Raw genomic sequence first — 17172 nt, 5'->3', positions numbered from 1 at the left:
GGGAAAAACTCGGTTATTCTTTCGCCTGATTTCCCGCCAAACGCGCATATTCGAGATTTTTCTGATACTGTACAACCCGTTTTTGTGCGGCTTCGTAGTTGGGGTCATCGGGTTGTACTTGTTTCATATAGTCTATCGCATTTTGCCACTGTGTCTCGACGAATTCCCATTCATTTTTAGATTTTGCCGTTTGCACTAATACCGAAGCGTTAGTCGCATTTTCTATCCCTTTTTTGAAGTTTTCATCGGGAACTTGAGGCGGGATAACTTCGGGTTTTTCCGTTTCAATTTTTGGTGAATTTACAACTGCTTTGGGTGAATTTACAGTGTCTACACCGGGGGGTTCTGTTGCGTTAATATTTTCAGCTAATTCTGACGATGCCAAAGGATTTTCAAAATTAGCAAAGGCACCGTAAATATAATTCCAATTGGTTGCAGTTGTGTAAATCAAAACCGTTGACATGAAAGAAAAAACAACCAAAGCAATAAACTTAATTATCTTTTCCCCGGAAACTCTTTGGCGAATAAGATATTCAATTTGATACAGATACAAACCGGATGTTATCCACACAATAGTCGCTATAACTTCTAGACTCGCCAAGTAATTTTGAAGGCGATAATAACAATTTTTATCTTCCAATAAAAGTTCTTGTTGACAAGTTCCCCAAGGCATAAAGGGTAAAACAACTAAGAACACAGTTAAAACCGATAAGATTAAAACAATTGGTGTATATATTCCCTGCCATAAACTCAAAGGTGTTGGGAACCATTGAAACGCTTTTACCGATGATTTGTTCAACAAAAGCTGACGTATATAGGAGAAAATATAGAATAAGACATGATAGACATAGGAAAGAACTAATATTGACCCCAAAAAACCAATTCCTAAAGCTTGTAATATAGGTCTGATATCGTCTGAGATAACAGACACCGTTCCCCCGATAATCACACCCCAAAAGGTAACAATTCTGAGAACAATGAACAACCATAATATTAATATTATCATCCGACCAAACGAACTCGGATAAGGAAACCAAGCCGGCCATTTGATTTTTTGTTGGAATTTTTGTTGGAATTTTTCAAAAGCAGAAGGTTCGGGTTCGGGTTGGGGTGTTTCTAATTCTTGGGTTAAATCAATACAGTCAATCTTTTTAAGTTTAGTCTCTCCGGGTTTTCTCGCTTGAATTATAACATATTGGATGTGCTGTAGTTTGAACAGTTTCAAGGCGTCATAGATTCGTTTAATAGACGAGTGAGGAGGGGGAATTTCGGCAGATTCTACAATCAGATACAGATAATTATTTTGGATATCAGCTTGACCAATAACGATGTTTTCTGATTTCAGCAAGGAATTCAAAACAACAGCAATTGCTTTAGGATTTCCTTGTTTGGCACTTTGGTAGAATTTTTGAAGTTCCGGTTCGGGTGAATTCATAACATTAACGTCCTTAAAATATCAAAATAGATGAGTAAGTTTAAATCAGTAATTGTTAATCAGATTTACGATAAAACAATTTTCTTTGATTGAATCTCACTCATTGGAATGATAGCAAATACCCAAACAAACTACCTCAGTAATTGTACGGAATTCTTAAAAATATCCGCTACAATAACACCTTCTACAGAAACGGTTTACAAAAATCACTGTATTTGGGTTTGCCACTGCTTTTTATTGCCTATATTCCCGTTGAGAAACCCGGTTTTTCACAAGAACAGCTTCTATAGAAACGGTTTACAAAAAGGACTGTATTTTGATAAACTTTGTTTGGTGCTAAATCAGGAAAAATGAACGACATTTCAAACGCTTTCACTGCCGAAATCATCGAGATAAAACCCGCCATTGGTTCTCGCATAACCCTGTATATGTTAGAATATTTTGGCGCAACGGTTAAACTGAGGAGTTCTCACCCTCCCGAACACTTAAAAGTCCAACTTTGGACGAACGTTTTAACGAAATATAATAGCGAGGGAAATTGGCACGCCGTTGACCTAAATTTTCAAGTTCAAGAGTCGGAAAATATCTACAGTTTTGCGGGTTCGTTGATGCCAACCAGCGTCGGTAATTATCAGTTTACCTATCGAATAGGACTGAAAGATTATCCCGAAACTTGGCAATGGTTGGGGAATTCTAAACAAAACGGATATGTGAAGATTGAACCGCCCTCCGAGTGGATGAACTGGACAAAGGGGCCGAGTTATATCGAGATTCTTCCCGGTGTATTTGTGGGCAACTTTATCGCCGCCTCTCAAGCGGAAACTTTGGGAATTGATGGGGTTTTAAATCTCGCGGATGAATTAACAATTAACTTCCCTTCCGACTCCAAAGTGATTTATCAAAAAATTAACCTTTTGGATGGCGCACACAACCCAATTTCTGATACTCTATTATTAGAAGCTATTAGCTGGATTGACCGACAGCTTGAACAAGGAAAACAGAAAATATTAGTGAACTGTCGGGCGGGAATTGGCAGAAGTGGTTCGGTTGTGACCGCCTACTGTTTTGCCAAAAATCCAACTTGGAGTTATCAACAAACCCTCGATTATGTTTGGAGTAAAAAACGCGATATTTATCCCCATAAAAACCTCCAAGACAGTTTAGAACGTTTGTTTCCGCGAGAATAGACGGGGATTCAACTCAACTCAAAAAAGCTGACCAATTTGTTTTAAATCCACATTTCCGCCACTAATAACCACCCCAATTCTAGCGCCCGGCGCTTTCACAACCCCTTGCAATAATGCAGCAGCAGCCAACGCCCCCGTCGGTTCAATCACTAACTTCATTCGTTCCCAAACAAAGAACATGGTTTTAATAATATCTTCCTCGGAAACCGTGACCATATCATCAACATTCTGCAACACTAACGGAAAGGTTAGCTTTCCTAAATAGGGGGTTCTCGCCCCATCTGCTATCGTTTTAGGATTCTCAATTTTTTGTAAGGTTTTGGTGTGAAAAGAACGGGTTGCATCATCCGCGTTTGCCGGTTCAACCCCAATAATTTTACAGTTGGGGGAAAGCTGACGAGTTGCAATAGCACAACCCGATAATAAACCCCCACCGCCACAACAAACCAGTAAAAAATCTAGGGTTTTGACCTCTTGTAAAAGTTCAAACGCCGTTGTACCTTGTCCGGCAATAATATCAGGATGGTCGTAAGGCGGTATAATCGTAGAACCCCGTTCCGTTGCGATTTGTTGACACAAGACTTCTCGGGCAATTTCCGCACGTTCATAGAGAATAATTTCCGCCCCATAACCCCGTGTTGCCGCTTGCTTGACAATCGGCGCATCAGACGGCATAATAATAGTGGTGGGAATGCCTAAAATTTGACCCGAACGTGCGATCGCCTGGGCGTGATTTCCCGAAGAAAACGTTAACACACCCCGAGATTTTTCTGCCTCAGAAAGTTGAGACAAAGCGTTAAAAGCGCCCCGAAATTTAAACGAACCCGTTCTTTGAAAATTCTCACATTTAAAAAAGACTTCCGCCCCGGTTAATTCGTTAACCGTGCGAGAAGTAACAACCGGGGTTTTGTAAGCATATCCCCCGAGGCGTTGTGCTGCTTTTTCAATATCGGCGAAAACAGGTAAATTCATTCTTAAATGACAACTGAGTTCTAAAGGGTTGATTTTTTGATTATAATTGGAATTGGAATAAAAACCCGAATTGGAATAAAAACCCGGTTTCGATAAAGTTACCGGGTTTTTGGGGTCTACTCTATAAATTTATAAGAATCTAGCAAGCCAGACGCTTGCACTACAACTCTACAATTTTGGGATATTTTGCGATATAATAATTAATAACAATAACACCAAACATTATTTAACTCTGGGCAAATTCTATGTCTAATCAACCCCCAACAAATTGGCTGCGTCAATATCTTCGACCCCTTATCGCCTCTGTTGCAGGAACCGCAATTATCGCAGGTGTAACGGTTGCCGTGTGGAGTCAATCCGCTAATCAGGGAATGAATCCTTCTCAAGCAACAAATCCCGCCGAAAATATCGTAGCATCATCGGCAATTCCCCTCAATATTACCGTCCATCGCAGTCCAACTTGTGGATGCTGTAAAGCTTGGGTCCAACACCTCGAAGCCAACGGCTTTCAAACCACCGATATTGTCACGGAAGACGTCGCGGCGGTTAAACAAGAATACGGAATACCCAACGAGTTAACCTCCTGTCATACTGCGGTTATCGACGGATACGCCATCGAGGGCCACGTACCGGCGGCCGACATCAAGCGCTTGCTGGCCGAAAAACCTCAAGTCTCCGGTTTGGCTGTCCCCCAAATGCCCATCGGTTCGCCGGGAATGGAATCGGGTAATATTAAAGAACCCTTTGCGGTGTTATCTTTTGGTGAAGATGGCGGCGTGAAAACATTTAATCAATATCAATCCTATTAATCAAATTTCCGGGGTTGATTTTTCGCGCTTAAAGTTAATTAAAATAGGCCGGGAAACGCAGAAGGCACATCGTGAGGGATGAGGGAAAAGCAAATTCGGTGTTTAGCCCAAATGTTATCGCAACGGGGGTTGAGTCGTGTATTCTTCTCGGCCGCAATGAAACAGAAGACTTTTGAGATTTTCCCCTTGAGAAACATCTTCCGAGGCTAATGCGTCCTCAATGCAGTGAGGTTTGGCCCGTTCTCCCAAAAAGCCTGATTCTTGTGCCATCACCCTAGAGGTTATCAGGGTGAGTAGGGTTACAGCGGTGAGAATTATGCCGAATCTTAATCGATTGAGTTCCATGATTAACCTCCTTTTTTTGGCGGTGAATTAAAATTCATAATCCGTGATTGACGATACGCTTTCACTCGCAACAGCAACTCACTACCAAAGGGGATGAACCTTGGTATAAAGAGAGTTTAAACAACGGAGAAGTTGAAGGCTTTGCGAGTGATTTATCTATCTTAAAGATAACATTCGAGTTCACAACCGTCCGGAATATTTACCGACTTATTACAATTCCTAAACTGTCCTGTCCGGGGGGTTTTCAAGGCGGAGTTAGGACGGGACACCCAAAAAACCCGGTTTCTGTGAGAAACCGGGTTCTTCATCAGAGGATTTATTATTAAATTTTACTGAATATTTTTCAGAAAATTGCGTTCGTTGGGATCGAGGGAATTGGGATTTTGAGCGGATTTTGCCCGTTCAGATTGTTCTTTTAATCGGTCGCTGGCGTGATCTCTTGCTTTTTCAATCACTTGTTTTCTTTGTTCGGTTTTGCCCACAACATCTTTAGTTGTATCTAAACCTTGATAGATCTTATCAGCAGCAGATTCGGCACGATTTGCGCCGTTTTCTAAATCTAAGCTTCGACCCGATAGAGAGGGAGTCGCACTCCGATTAACTTGATAATAATCGGCTTCGGGGGTTAAAGCATCTGCAAAGGCTGTCGTTGAACTCAAGCCATTCAAACTCGAAAATAAAAGGCTAATTATTACCGCCAATCCGAACACTTTTATTAAACGTTTCATTTGCTTCTCCTGAGTTTATTTATTATATGATCTCCGACCAATCAATAATTATTCTGTAGGGGCGGGTTCATCCGAGATATTGATGACTACTCCGAGATTGAATTAAACCCGCCCAACCTCCGATCAGAAAATTAATCAACCGGATATCATATTCTTTATACTTTCATTTTTAACAATAGAATATCCTCAAAAATTTGACATCTATCGGAGGGAGAGTTATCAATGGATAATTGACAATTAAGAATTGAGCATTAATTAATCAGGTTTAAGACCTCTCATTTCAAGGATAAAAAATAAAAATTATCCATTATTAATTATCAATTATTGAATAGATTTTAGCTTGCAATTAAAAAACCCGGATTCTCAAAGAAACCGGGTTTTTGGAGTATATGAAAATAGGTCTTGATTGGATTGAATTTAATTGGAAAGATTCAGAGACTCGACAGTAGAAGAACCCTCATCGGCAACTTGAGGAGTTCGTTGTTCAAACACTTGGCGTTGCTTGGCGCGAAATTCTGCGGCCGCATCCAAAATATTATCTTTTTGTTGATCGGAGACCGCATTGGGATTAACTTCTAAAGTTCCCATTTGCGCCCGATGAATCAGGTTATACATGGTACTTTGATCGATACCCAGACTCGTACCATTATCATTGTGCTGGCTGTTAAAATCCTGCAAGGGGCTGACGGTATTTTGTTGGGCAACACCGGGCTGTGTCAACAGGGTAACACCGACTCCCATCACCGATAGCATAGAGACAACCATCCCCACACCAGACTTAAGATTAAGTTTCATTGCATTCACACCTAAATCGCTATTTCCAAAGATAGACCAATTGAACATATTTTAACCCTCCCCGGAGATAGAGAGGGTTATCAATTTTTATGAATCCGACCGAAAAGCTTTACTTATGCAAAGCGACGGCGCAGAAGCGGTTGAATCAGCAATAACGCGACGATCGCAAAGCCAAATAAAACCCCAATCGCAGCACCTAACGAAATATTAGCAAAAGGCGCTTGCATGACAATACTACCAAAAGACCAATCCGCGTGTAAATACAGATAACGAATCGGTTCAATGGCGTAACTCAAGGGGTTCAAAGAAGCAACCACCTGTAACCATCCCGGCATAAACGAAAGCGGCGCCAAAGCGGTACTCGCAAACAAAAGCGGTAAATTCGTGACAAAAATCACCGCAATTAATTCAATGTGTCCCGGTAACGCAAACGCCAAACCCAGACTTAAACCCGTTACCCCCAAAACCAACAATAATATCATCAACCCAATCAAACCCAATTCAGGAATTCCCGGAAGTCCCGCCCCCAGAAACGCACCTGCGCCGATAATAGCACCGGTTTGGATAAAACTCATGGTGATAATAAAAATTGCCGAGGCGATAACAATCGAAAAACGAGTCGTTAGCGGCGCCACCAACAAACGATTTAAAAAGCCAAATTCTCGGTCAAACATTACGGGCAATCCGGCATTTAACGCCCCGGCAAAAGCGGTAAACACAATAACTCCCGCCCCGAGAAATTGAGCATAATTTTGGCTTTCTCCAAATAAACCCTTGGGTGCATTTTGAAACAACGCCCCAAACAAAATTAACCACATCAGCGGTTGAATTACCCCCGCAATCAGCGTAGACGGACGGCGCTGAAGCTGAATAAACAACCGACGAGTTAACGCCAACGTTTCTTGGAGAAATTCTCCGACGGGATTGGGTTCTATCGTTTCCCGTTGACTCGGAGATAAACTCAAATTAGAAGAATTAGAAGTGGTTGTACCTGTCATATTTACAAGATCTCGTTACAACTTTTTTACCAATTTCAGCAAGACGTTTAATGCAATAATTCTCTCTAGAAACCAATGCCTTCAATATTAGGTGTCAGGTGTCAGGTGTCAGGTGTCAGGAGTTCAGAAGTCAGGAGTTCAGAAGTTTAGAATTACCTCTTACCACATGAGCTCTTGCCTCTTGCCCCTTTCCCCTTTCCCCTTTCCCCTTTCCCCTCACCCTAACGCATATTCTGTTTTTTCTCGGCCTTGGGATCGCGAACCGCAACACCTGCTAATTCCGCATCCATCAGGGTTCGACCCGTCGCCGCCAGATAAACATCATCCAAACTCGGTCGAGACTGGGCGATCCCAAAGGTGGGTAAACCCGCCTCTTTTAACGCCTGTTGTACCGATAACAACGCATCGCTTTGAGGTTGGACCACCAAATTGAGAGAATTGCCTTGGGCGGTATTAATAATCGCCTCGGTAACAAACGGTAAAGACTCCAGGAGAGATTTCGCTTTTTCGGCTTCCTCCATCGGAGAAAACTCCCGAATTCTCAGGGTAATGCGATCGCCTCCCACTTGATCTTTTAATTGTGAAGGAGTTCCCGTCGCAATCACCACGCCTTTATCAATAATCGCCACGCGATCGGCCAAAGCGTCCACTTCTTCTAAATAGTGGCTGGTAATTAACACCGTTGTTCCCGCCTGACGCAACTGACGCAGGAAATCCCAAACCGCCACCCGGCTTTCAATATCCAAACCCACCGTCGGTTCATCCAACACCAACACATCCGGCTGGTGGAGAAGTCCGGCGGCCAAGTCTAGGCGTTTGCGAATCCCGCCCGAATAGGTCCCGCTTTTTTTATCGGCCCAATCCGCCAAACCCAATAAATCGATCGCCTTATTAATCCGATCTTTAATCGTGGGCCGGGGCAGATGGTATAATGCCGCTTGCAGTTGCAGGAGTTCGCGACCCGTTAACACCTTATCCAAGGCGACTTCTTGGGCAACATAACCGAGGCGACCTCTGGCCTGTCGCGGCTTTTCAACCACGTTTACCCCAGAAACCTCCAAACGACCGGAATCGGGCGTTATTAACGTACACAGCGCCCGCAGAGTGGTTGTTTTACCCGCACCGTTGGGGCCGAGTAAACCGAAGATTTCCCCCGGTTTGACGAATAGGGAGACATCTTTGACCGCTTCTACAGAACCATAACGTTTTTGTAGTTTTTCAATTAAAATGGCAGGTGTCATTTTGCGCTTCCATTGGGGACTGCCCTGATTGACATCAATAGATATTTTAAGAGATCCAAGAAAACCCTGAGAACCTCGACACAAGACCTCAGGTGAGGAAAACCGACAAAAAGTTGAGAAAAATCAATTTCTGAGTCGTATAACTACAAGGGTTGATATTTTCGCGCAAGATTTTGGGAAAACTACCAGTTAGGGGAAACAGTATCTATGTGTTTTGTGGATGTTACCGACGGGCGATCGCTATCTATCTTTGGCTGAATCGCTGTTTACGGTTGACGGTTGGCTGTTAAGATGGAATCGATATGCCGTCAAGATGCAAATCCCAGGGCAGACCAAGCATCTACTGATGGAAAACAAAAACCCGATCTGTTGACGATCAGGTGAAGCGATCGCCGAAAATGCTCAGAACAAAAGGTAAACTGTTACAAAATATCAATTTGGATTGACAGGGACTCGAAAGAACATCGGCTGCATCTTGAGGATTTCACGTATACCATTCGTTTTGATCAATTGTGTTGAAATCATTCTCCTGAAGGAAGTTCTGTCTAATGAGCCGGATTTTGATTGCAGAAGATGAACCTCGGATCGCCGCCTTTCTAGAAAAGGGGCTGAAAGCCAATGGCTTTACCATTACAGTGGCCAATGATGGCCGGGACGCCTTAGAAAAAGCATTGGGAAATCAATTTGACTTGCTCATCCTGGACTTAAATCTTCCCCATCAGGATGGCTTTCAAATTTTGAAGCAGTTGCGGGGCCAGGGAGAAACGGTCCCGATCATTATTTTAACGGCTCGCGATGATATCGAAGATAAGGTCGCCGGTTTGGAAGAAGGCGCCGATGATTATGTTACCAAACCTTTTCGCTTCGCCGAGTTGTTGGCCAGAGTTCGCGCCCGCTTGCGCCATCATACTCCCTCACCGGTAAAAGAGGAACGAGTATTAACCGCAGGGGATATTATGTTGGACTTGTATACTCGTCAAGCCCAAGTCGCCGATTGTCCCATTAAACTCTCCGCCAAAGAATTTCAGCTTCTCGAAACTTTTATGCGCCATCCCGAACAGGTGATGAGTCGAGAACAACTCCTCGATCGCGTTTGGGGGTATGATTACGATCCCGGCTCGAATATTGTTGATGTTTATGTCGGCTATCTGCGGAAAAAATTGGGCGGCGATCGCATTGAAACCGTTCGCGGAATGGGTTATCGTCTCTGTCCTTAATTTACGGGAAGATTGGGGAACCTGCTCTTTTCAAAACACGTCTTGGGTAGAAGGGTTCTGACTTCAGGATTCAGACGGAGCCGTTGGCAAGCCCTGCCCGTGCTATTCTCGGAAATCTATCTTTCGGTAGAGGCAGAACATAAACTGATCATCTAGTATTTTTTCCTTGTTTTTAAAGGAAGCTTTACAATCCATCAAAATTTATTTTTAAGTCATTCCGTTACACAAATCTCAACAAAAACGGAGTGACTTCTTTTTTTATGAAACAAAATTTTAATTGAATAAATTATCACTGTAAGCTCTCCGTGAAAACACGTAGATTTTTATAAAAATGAAACTTATAACTTGGGTTTACAGTTCAAAACATCCCATAAATCGCCATTATAAGCCAGTTTAAGCCTTGTTTTAGAAGATCCGTAATTTAACGGATGCTGTTGTTGATTCCAGATGTAAGAATTGAAAGTATAGGTCGAATAAAACCTAAAAAACTTCTCATCTGACCCTCATAGAGATCTTAAAAGCGTTTATTATAATCAGGGTATAGAACAAAAAGTTCGGTGTAAGACCTCAAATGAAAATCTCAAAGATGAGAACTAAAAAAACCAAGCATAAAGGAGGAAATCAATTCATGCTTGTAAACCCACTCAAGACAAGTTAACCCGCAGGTCTTTATCAACCGAACACCCCCTTATAGTCTGGCTGAAATTGCGAGGAAAACAAGTAAACCTCCTTCAGTCACTCAGTAACCTACAGATTTTTTTTCACTAAAGTTTTTGCCATTCAAGTAGAGGTTTAATTTAGCTATGGACGACTTAATCTTTGACCCTTTAACTGGCCTTCCTGTAGAAGAAGAAATGCAAGCCACCACCACAGAACCCGGTGTTGAAATAACCGAAGAAGAAGGGGTTGAGTCTGTTGATGTTGTACCCGGAGATGATGATGCTGAAGCCGTTGAAAATACGATGATGGAAGACGGGGACGAAGACAGCGACGACTCCGATGATGACATGGACGACATGGACGACGACATGGACGACGACATGGACGACATGGACGACGACATGGACGACATGGATGATGACATGGATGATGACATGGATGATGACATGGATGATGACATGGATGATGACATCGAAGACGGTTTAGACGATGACGTTGACGAAACCCCCATACCCGTCGAACCCGATAACGGAATTGGAGACGGCGCCGGACCCATTTCAGAACTTCCCGAAGAAGGGGTACAAACCGGAGTTGAACTGGATGATACAGAATCAACAGATGACATCCTAGACGAGTTATTTGATGAAGACGCTTACTGTGAATTGAACCCCGACATTAAAGCCTTAGTTGATGCGGGTCAACTCGATGCAAAAGCACACTTCATGGAGTTTGGTCGGTTTGAAGGTCGGGAATTTAGCTACATCTTCAATATCACCCAATACGCAGAGAAAAACGTCGATGTTTCTCAAGTCGTTAGCCGTTCGAGTTTACTGCAACATTTCCTAGAATCCGGAATAGAAGAAGGTCGGGAGTTCAGTCATTTATTTCAGGTGCAAAAATACCTTGAAAAGAACACCGACCTCGATAACGTCTTCCAAGGTCAAGGTAAATTTGTGAGTGCTTTCCGTCATTTTCTGAAGTTCGGACAATACGAACAACGGGAATGTGGCGACTTCTTTAAACCCGGCGAATATCTCAGCTTAAACTCCGATTTAGAGTCTTTTGTTGAAGGCGGTAATTTTAGCTTATTCAAGCATTTTGCCAAGTTCGGGAAAAAAGAATTAAGGGAATTTAGCAACTTCTTTAAAGTTGGGGAATACCTCGAACTCAACCAAGACCTCGTTGAATTTGTGCAGTCGGGTCAAATTAACTTGGTAGACCACTGGTTAAATTTTGGACGCGAAGAAAACCGTGAATTTAGCTTCTCATTCTCGGTTTCAAAAGTTCTACAAGTTCTGCAAATTTCTAGTCTTGCTGAATTAGATATCGAAGAATTAGTTGAGTCTATTGTTAGCAACCTGAACTTAATTGTTACAGGCGATGATGACACAGACGGGGATGATGTTCCTCCTGTAGATGACAGCGACGATGATGACGACTCCGATGATGATGTAGACGACTCCGACGACTCCGATGATGATGTAGACGACTCAGACGACGACTCCGATGACGACTCAGACGACTCCGACGACGATATCGCAGGAGAAGATAGCGACGACTCCGACATTGGTGGTGGAGAAGGTGACGGTATTGTTGGAGAAGTTCCCGATGTGAATGTTCCCGATGACGGCGATGATACCGATGACGGCGATGATGATGTCGATGACGGCGATGATACCGATGACGACGATGATGATGTCGATGACGGCGATGATACCGATGACGACGATGATGATGTCGATGACGGCGATGATACCGATGACGACGATGATGATGTCGATGACGGCGTTGATGACGGTGATGATGTAGAACCCCCGTCTCAGGTTTATCTGAATGTTAAAGTTGTTCGCGGTAACGCCGAACTGTTAGAAAAACTCGGTATCGAAGGCGAAATTAGCAACGAAGAACTGCAAGACTTGTTAACTAAAACAGACTTGTCTGAACTGAAAGGATTTAAACTGTCTAAGTTCTTTGATATCGATGAAATTCTCAAGCAGTTTGAAGACGAAATCAAAGCGTTCTTTGACACTGAATCTGTTGAAGGATTGAAGTTAAGCGATTTAATTCAATTCGTTCAAGAAGAAGTGGTTGGTAAAGGAAATAGTCCTTCTCCGAAAGTTAACTTTGATTATCTAAAATCCATTTACGGCGAGAAAATTGCCGAAGAACTCGGAGAAAATCCAACCCCGGAACAAATTCTCGAATATCTGGAAACCGAAGGAATTAAACAAGGTTTAAATACTTCTGCATTCTTCGACTTCAAATTCATCAAAAAACAATACGGTGAAGAAATTCGCGAAGAACTTGACGTTGAGAATAGCAGCGAACTGACCGACGAACAAGTTCTCGACAGTGCCAACTTAGAAATTGAAGTTGATGTCGAATATTCCAAAGTCAAATATGCGGTTCAACTCGCCGAATTCTACAATATCACCATCGAAGAAGTCAGCACTTTAGAAGTTTCTCAAGTTAAATCCTTTATCCTCGAACAAGAGTTAAGCGGTTCTGTCTTTAACTTCAAGGAACTGCGGAAAGAACTCAAAGGCTTTGAAAAAGAACTCAAAGACTTTTTCAAAGGTGGATTTAAAGACATCGATGACTTAACCGACGGTCAACTCAAAGCATTCTTCAAAGGCGAAGGTTTTAAACTCGGACTCCTGAAGCAAGTTGTAGACGTTGAATACCTCAAAGAAGTCTACAAAGAAGCTTTAGAAGTTCAATTCGGTACAGACGTTACCGTTGATGAAACCTTAGAATTTGTCTTCGGTGGAAAGCATCCCTTCATCGATGAAAAATGGGTTCGCAAACAATTCAAAGATGAACTGGAAGACTTTGCAGAATCTATCGGTAAGAAAGAAAAAGACCTGACTCTCGAAGACCTCAAACAATACTTCTTCGGTGAAAACTTTGAACCCGAACAACAACTGTCAGCATTCAAAGTCGAACTTTATCGCACAGAAAACGCGCAAGCACTGACCACGTTCTTCGGAGTAGCAAACGTTAGTTTAATCAGTTCCGAACAAGTCTATAAGTTCATGGTAACGGTTGGCTTGGAACAAGGAATTGACCTTTCCGGTTACATCGAAGAAACAGAAGTTGAAGTTTATCGCGAAGAATTTGCCGAAAAAATCGCCGCTTTCTACAATCTCGAAGTCACTGAAGTTAGCGAACTCGATGTAGAAGTTGTGCTGGATTTTGTAGTCGGTGGTATATCTCAAGACATTGACTTTGACTACTTCCGTCACACCTTTGAAGGCGATGTTCAAGCCACCTTTAATGTCGAGTCGATTAGCGAAGTTAGCAAACTGCAAATTGTTCAATACCTCTACGAACAAGAAGGTGCTGTTGATGTCAGCAAATTGAACTGGTTCGACGCCAAAGAATACCAAGCCAAATTCGGCGAAGAACTCGAAACCGCACTGAAAGACTACTACAAAGATGTAGAGGATATCTCTGAACTTTCCTTCCAGCAAATCTTCAAGTTTGCGGTTGAACACGGCGAAGAATTCAGCTTAGAAGGACTGGTTAACCTCGAATACGTTAAAGCCACTTACGCCGCTGCAATTGCAGAAGCGCTCGGTGTTGATATCGCCGCCATTACCGGTGAAGAAGTGGTGATGGTTTCCGAAACTGAAATCCTCGATTTCTTAGCGGAAACAAATGTAACTGCAATTGCTGAATCTGCGGGAGTAGAAGAATCAGAAGTTACCCCAGAATTGGCGTCTGAATGGTTCACCGAGTCGAACGTTGTCAGCGTTGAACATGGAGAACAAGACATTAATTATGCCTTCGTTCGCTACCAACTGACTCAGGTTATTACCGCAGAAAATCTCAGCAGCGTTGGAGAAATTCTAGAGGTTGAATTAACTGCTGTCGAGGATATTGATAACCTCACGGACGAACAAGTTTCTCAGTTAATTTCTGATAGCCAGTTCGAGGAAATTCTCGGTGAAGAAACAACGGTTGAACCCGTACCGACCGAGTTTAATTTAGACTTCGTTGTCTCTGTCTACGGCGAAGATATTATTACCGCTCTTGGCTTAGAAGCTGATGCGGAAATTACTCAAGAAAACGTCATCGAATACTTTACCCAAAACTTCGCCACCGAAATTGAAGCGTTCGTTGCTGAAGACGAAGGCGATGATATTGCTGAAGACGAAGGCGATGATTCTTCAGTCGGTGATGAAGGTGATGATACTGTTGAAGATACAACAGATGATGATGGTTCAACCGATGATGGAACCGATGATGATGGAACCACCGATGATGGTTCAACCGATGATGGAACCGATGATGATGGAACCACCGATGATGGTTCAACCGATGATGATGGAACCGATGATGGAACCACCGATGATGGAACCGATGATGGAACCGATGATGGAACCACCGATGATGGTTCAACCGATGATGGTTCTACCGATGATGATGTAGAAGGAGACGCTCCCTTTACCGATGCGGATGTTCTAAAATACATCCAACAACTCGATATTGAAACTGTCGCAAAATCAGTTGAAGTTGATGAAAATTACGTCGAGTATCAACTGAACGGTTTAGTCGAAGCGGGAACCGTTACCCTCGAACAAATTAACACCGTCCTCGAAGTAGAAGTCACCACCGTTGAAGAATTGACTCCTCAACAACTGGTTCAACTCTTTGGAAGCGAAGAATTTGAAAGCATCGAAGTCAAACTGGTTCAGTCTGAAATTGATTACGAATATATTCGCCAAACGTTAACGACTGAAATTGCAGGATTCTACGAAGTCTCAGAAGACGATGTTCTGCGGGGTGAAGTTGTTCCTCTGACGGATGCGGAAATTGTCGATGGCTTAGATGAAACCTTCGCGAAACTCGATGTTAATTACCTGAAATATCAAATTTCCGAGTTGACTGTTGAACAACAAACTCAATTGTTCACCGAGTTGGAAATTGAAGTTACCGACATCTCTAAACTCGATGTTAAACAGGTGATTGAAATTGGTTTCAGTCGCGAGTTCAAAGAAATTATCGGAGTCGAAAAAGTTCAATCCAATCCTATCGACCTCGAAAAATACCGCAAAGACAACGCCGAACAAATCGCCGAGTTCTATCACGAAATGGATGATGACTCCGATGACATGGATGATGACTCCGAAATGGATGATGACTCCGATGACATGGATGATGACTCCGAAATGGATGATGATTCGGAAATGGATGATGATTCGGAAATGGATGATGATTCTGACATGGATGATGATTCTGACATGGATGATGATTCTGACATGGATGATGACTCTGATGATGATTCTGACATGGATGATGATTCTGACATGGATGATGACTCCGAAATGGATGATGACTCCGAAATGGATGATGACTCCGAAATGGATGATGATTCTGATGATGGCGTAGGTGACAACGTTGATGACGCCGACGACATGGAAGATGGAGATTTTGATGTGGCGTCTATCCCCGATAAAGACTTAATGAAGTTCATGTTCGGTAAGGGATGGAAAAACGGAATTAACCCGTTAGAATACGTCGATGAAGACTACCTGAAAGAAGAATTTAAACATGAACTCGCCGAACGGTTTGAAATTGCGGTTGAACAAGTCGCAGAACTTCCTTCAGAAATGGTTGTCGGTGGTTTGTACAGCAAGTTTGTTGCAGAAGAAGAAGTCGATGTCGAGTTCTACAAATCCACTCAACAATCGGTTTTAGAAGCCACTTTTGGAGTCTCGGTTGAAGAACTCAGCGACAGTCAAATTGTTGAACACGCTTCAACCTACGGCTTGGCAAATGGCTTAGAATTGTCTCCGATTGATGTTCATGGATTTATCGAAGAATACAAGTCAGAAATCGCTGAACACTTCGAGATTTCTGTAGAACAAGTTGGCGAACTCGATGCTTCAGTTGTCAAGACATTCATCTTAGAAACCGCGACCGAAATCGGCTTAGATGTCGGAGAGTTTGTGAACCTCGAATATTATCAGGGTTTGGGTAACGAACTGGTTGAAAACTATCGGGTTGAACAGGTTTATACCTTTAACTACGAAGCCGCTTTCAACTACACTTCCAAAATGGGAGTTAGCACATCTTCTCTGTTAGATACCGAGTGGTTCCGCGAAGAAAATGCTCAGTTAATTGAGGACAATCTAGAAGAACTCGATACCGATGATAGCGGCGAGGTTGAAGATGATGAATTAATCGGTGGAATGCAGGGTGAATTCCTCGAAGAAGGTGTTGAAACCGATGATTCTTATGACCTCGACGAATACATCGAACAAAATGGCGATGTTCTCACCAACTTCTACGGTAAAGAAGTCAATGAAATCAGCAAACGCCAAGTTGTTGAGTTTGCTTTCGGTGCGGGTTTAAAAGAAGGTATTGACCCTTACAGCGATGAATTCCTGGCTGAAAATACCGAGTTAGAATTGGATACATTTATCACCGAAAATGCTCAAGAGTTGACTCAATTCTACGGGGTTCAAGAAGTGACTCAAATCAACTTCTATCAAGCCTTTGAGTTTCAAGTTTCTCAGGGTTTTGTTGGGACGACAACTAATTCTTCTGAACAAATTGTCTAACCGTTAGCTACTCTCTCCCTTCCTAGTTCAACTGGGGAGGTGAAAAAACCCCTTTCGTCACAATTGGTCTAAAATAAATGAGGTGTTAGGTCTTCGGACTTAGCACCTTATTTAACAGTCAATAGCTTTTACAGTTCTCGCGATAGGCTATTAAGTGTTTACTGATGATGGGTCACGGGTCACGGGTGAGAGTCTCCCCAACATCTCCACTGTCAA

At 42.7% G+C, this 17172-nt stretch carries 11 protein-coding genes; 4 read left to right on the top strand and 7 right to left on the bottom strand.

Going from position 1 to position 17172, the window contains the following annotated elements; translation table 11 throughout:
* Positions 1 to 13 precede the first annotated feature (13 nt).
* Entirely contained in the window at positions 14 to 1435 is a 1422-nt protein-coding gene (locus ACL6C3_RS19780) for a hypothetical protein (RefSeq protein ID WP_413160752.1), read from the bottom strand.
* A 350-nt stretch (positions 1436 to 1785) separates the two neighbouring features.
* Here ACL6C3_RS19780 and ACL6C3_RS19775 point away from each other — a divergent pair, with 350 nt between their 5' ends.
* The gene (locus tag ACL6C3_RS19775) at positions 1786 to 2622 is read left to right on the top strand and encodes a dual specificity protein phosphatase family protein (RefSeq protein WP_413160751.1); all 837 of its coding nucleotides are present in this window, start codon (positions 1786 to 1788) and stop codon (positions 2620 to 2622) included.
* Between the two features lie 18 nt (positions 2623 to 2640).
* Here ACL6C3_RS19775 and ACL6C3_RS19770 read toward each other — a convergent pair whose 3' ends face one another.
* Positions 2641 to 3594: a threo-3-hydroxy-L-aspartate ammonia-lyase gene (locus ACL6C3_RS19770; RefSeq protein WP_413160750.1), complete on the bottom strand. Its 954-nt coding sequence runs from the start codon at positions 3592 to 3594 to the stop codon at positions 2641 to 2643.
* A gap of 245 nt (positions 3595 to 3839) precedes the next feature.
* On the opposite strand from ACL6C3_RS19770, the gene ACL6C3_RS19765 reads away from it, so the two are divergent.
* Positions 3840 to 4403 carry a DUF411 domain-containing protein gene (locus tag ACL6C3_RS19765; protein ID WP_413160749.1) on the top strand — a complete coding sequence of 188 codons (564 nt, stop codon included), beginning with the start codon at positions 3840 to 3842 and terminating at the stop codon, positions 4401 to 4403.
* A 114-nt stretch (positions 4404 to 4517) separates the two neighbouring features.
* Here the strand turns inward: ACL6C3_RS19765 and ACL6C3_RS19760 are convergent, their stop codons facing one another.
* From ACL6C3_RS19760 to ACL6C3_RS19740, 5 genes are all read right to left on the bottom strand, one after another.
* On the bottom strand, positions 4518 to 4748 hold the full coding sequence (locus tag ACL6C3_RS19760; protein ID WP_413160748.1) for a hypothetical protein: 231 nt from the start codon (positions 4746 to 4748) through the stop codon (positions 4518 to 4520).
* 329 nt (positions 4749 to 5077) lie between these two features.
* Complete coding sequence (locus ACL6C3_RS19755; RefSeq protein WP_413160747.1) at positions 5078 to 5476, bottom strand: hypothetical protein; 399 nt, start codon at positions 5474 to 5476, stop codon at positions 5078 to 5080.
* A gap of 417 nt (positions 5477 to 5893) precedes the next feature.
* Positions 5894 to 6319: a hypothetical protein gene (locus ACL6C3_RS19750; protein ID WP_413160746.1), complete on the bottom strand. Its 426-nt coding sequence runs from the start codon at positions 6317 to 6319 to the stop codon at positions 5894 to 5896.
* 65 nt (positions 6320 to 6384) lie between these two features.
* A complete protein-coding gene (locus ACL6C3_RS19745) occupies positions 6385 to 7269 on the bottom strand; it encodes an ABC transporter permease (RefSeq protein WP_413160744.1) in 885 nt (294 codons plus the stop codon).
* Positions 7270 to 7490: 221 nt separating this feature from the next.
* Positions 7491 to 8510 carry an ATP-binding cassette domain-containing protein gene (locus ACL6C3_RS19740; protein ID WP_413160743.1) on the bottom strand — a complete coding sequence of 340 codons (1020 nt, stop codon included), beginning with the start codon at positions 8508 to 8510 and terminating at the stop codon, positions 7491 to 7493.
* A 548-nt stretch (positions 8511 to 9058) separates the two neighbouring features.
* Here ACL6C3_RS19740 and ACL6C3_RS19735 point away from each other — a divergent pair.
* Together ACL6C3_RS19735 and ACL6C3_RS19730 are read left to right on the top strand one after the other, a co-directional pair.
* A complete protein-coding gene (locus tag ACL6C3_RS19735) occupies positions 9059 to 9727 on the top strand; it encodes a response regulator transcription factor (protein WP_413160742.1) in 669 nt (222 codons plus the stop codon).
* Positions 9728 to 10530: 803 nt separating this feature from the next.
* On the top strand, positions 10531 to 16956 hold the full coding sequence (locus tag ACL6C3_RS19730) for a hypothetical protein (protein WP_413160741.1): 6426 nt from the start codon (positions 10531 to 10533) through the stop codon (positions 16954 to 16956).
* The last annotated feature ends 216 nt before the right edge of the window (positions 16957 to 17172 follow it).

Origin of the sequence: Capilliphycus salinus ALCB114379 (assembly GCF_047276495.1) — a bacterium.
GTDB lineage: Bacteria > Cyanobacteriota > Cyanobacteriia > Cyanobacteriales > Microcoleaceae > Capilliphycus > Capilliphycus salinus.
This window is presented reverse-complemented; position numbering and strand designations above follow the sequence as displayed.

Coding starts and splice junctions, on each gene's coding strand:
- ACL6C3_RS19780 (WP_413160752.1), bottom strand. CDS start 1,435: ATGAATTCACCCGAACCGGAACTTCAAAAATTCTACCAAAGTGCCAAA.
- ACL6C3_RS19775 (WP_413160751.1), top strand. CDS start 1,786: ATGAACGACATTTCAAACGCTTTCACTGCCGAAATCATCGAGATAAAA.
- ACL6C3_RS19770 (WP_413160750.1), bottom strand. CDS start 3,594: ATGAATTTACCTGTTTTCGCCGATATTGAAAAAGCAGCACAACGCCTC.
- ACL6C3_RS19765 (WP_413160749.1), top strand. CDS start 3,840: ATGTCTAATCAACCCCCAACAAATTGGCTGCGTCAATATCTTCGACCC.
- ACL6C3_RS19760 (WP_413160748.1), bottom strand. CDS start 4,748: ATGGAACTCAATCGATTAAGATTCGGCATAATTCTCACCGCTGTAACC.
- ACL6C3_RS19755 (WP_413160747.1), bottom strand. CDS start 5,476: ATGAAACGTTTAATAAAAGTGTTCGGATTGGCGGTAATAATTAGCCTT.
- ACL6C3_RS19750 (WP_413160746.1), bottom strand. CDS start 6,319: ATGTTCAATTGGTCTATCTTTGGAAATAGCGATTTAGGTGTGAATGCA.
- ACL6C3_RS19745 (WP_413160744.1), bottom strand. CDS start 7,269: ATGACAGGTACAACCACTTCTAATTCTTCTAATTTGAGTTTATCTCCG.
- ACL6C3_RS19740 (WP_413160743.1), bottom strand. CDS start 8,510: ATGACACCTGCCATTTTAATTGAAAAACTACAAAAACGTTATGGTTCT.
- ACL6C3_RS19735 (WP_413160742.1), top strand. CDS start 9,059: ATGAGCCGGATTTTGATTGCAGAAGATGAACCTCGGATCGCCGCCTTT.
- ACL6C3_RS19730 (WP_413160741.1), top strand. CDS start 10,531: ATGGACGACTTAATCTTTGACCCTTTAACTGGCCTTCCTGTAGAAGAA.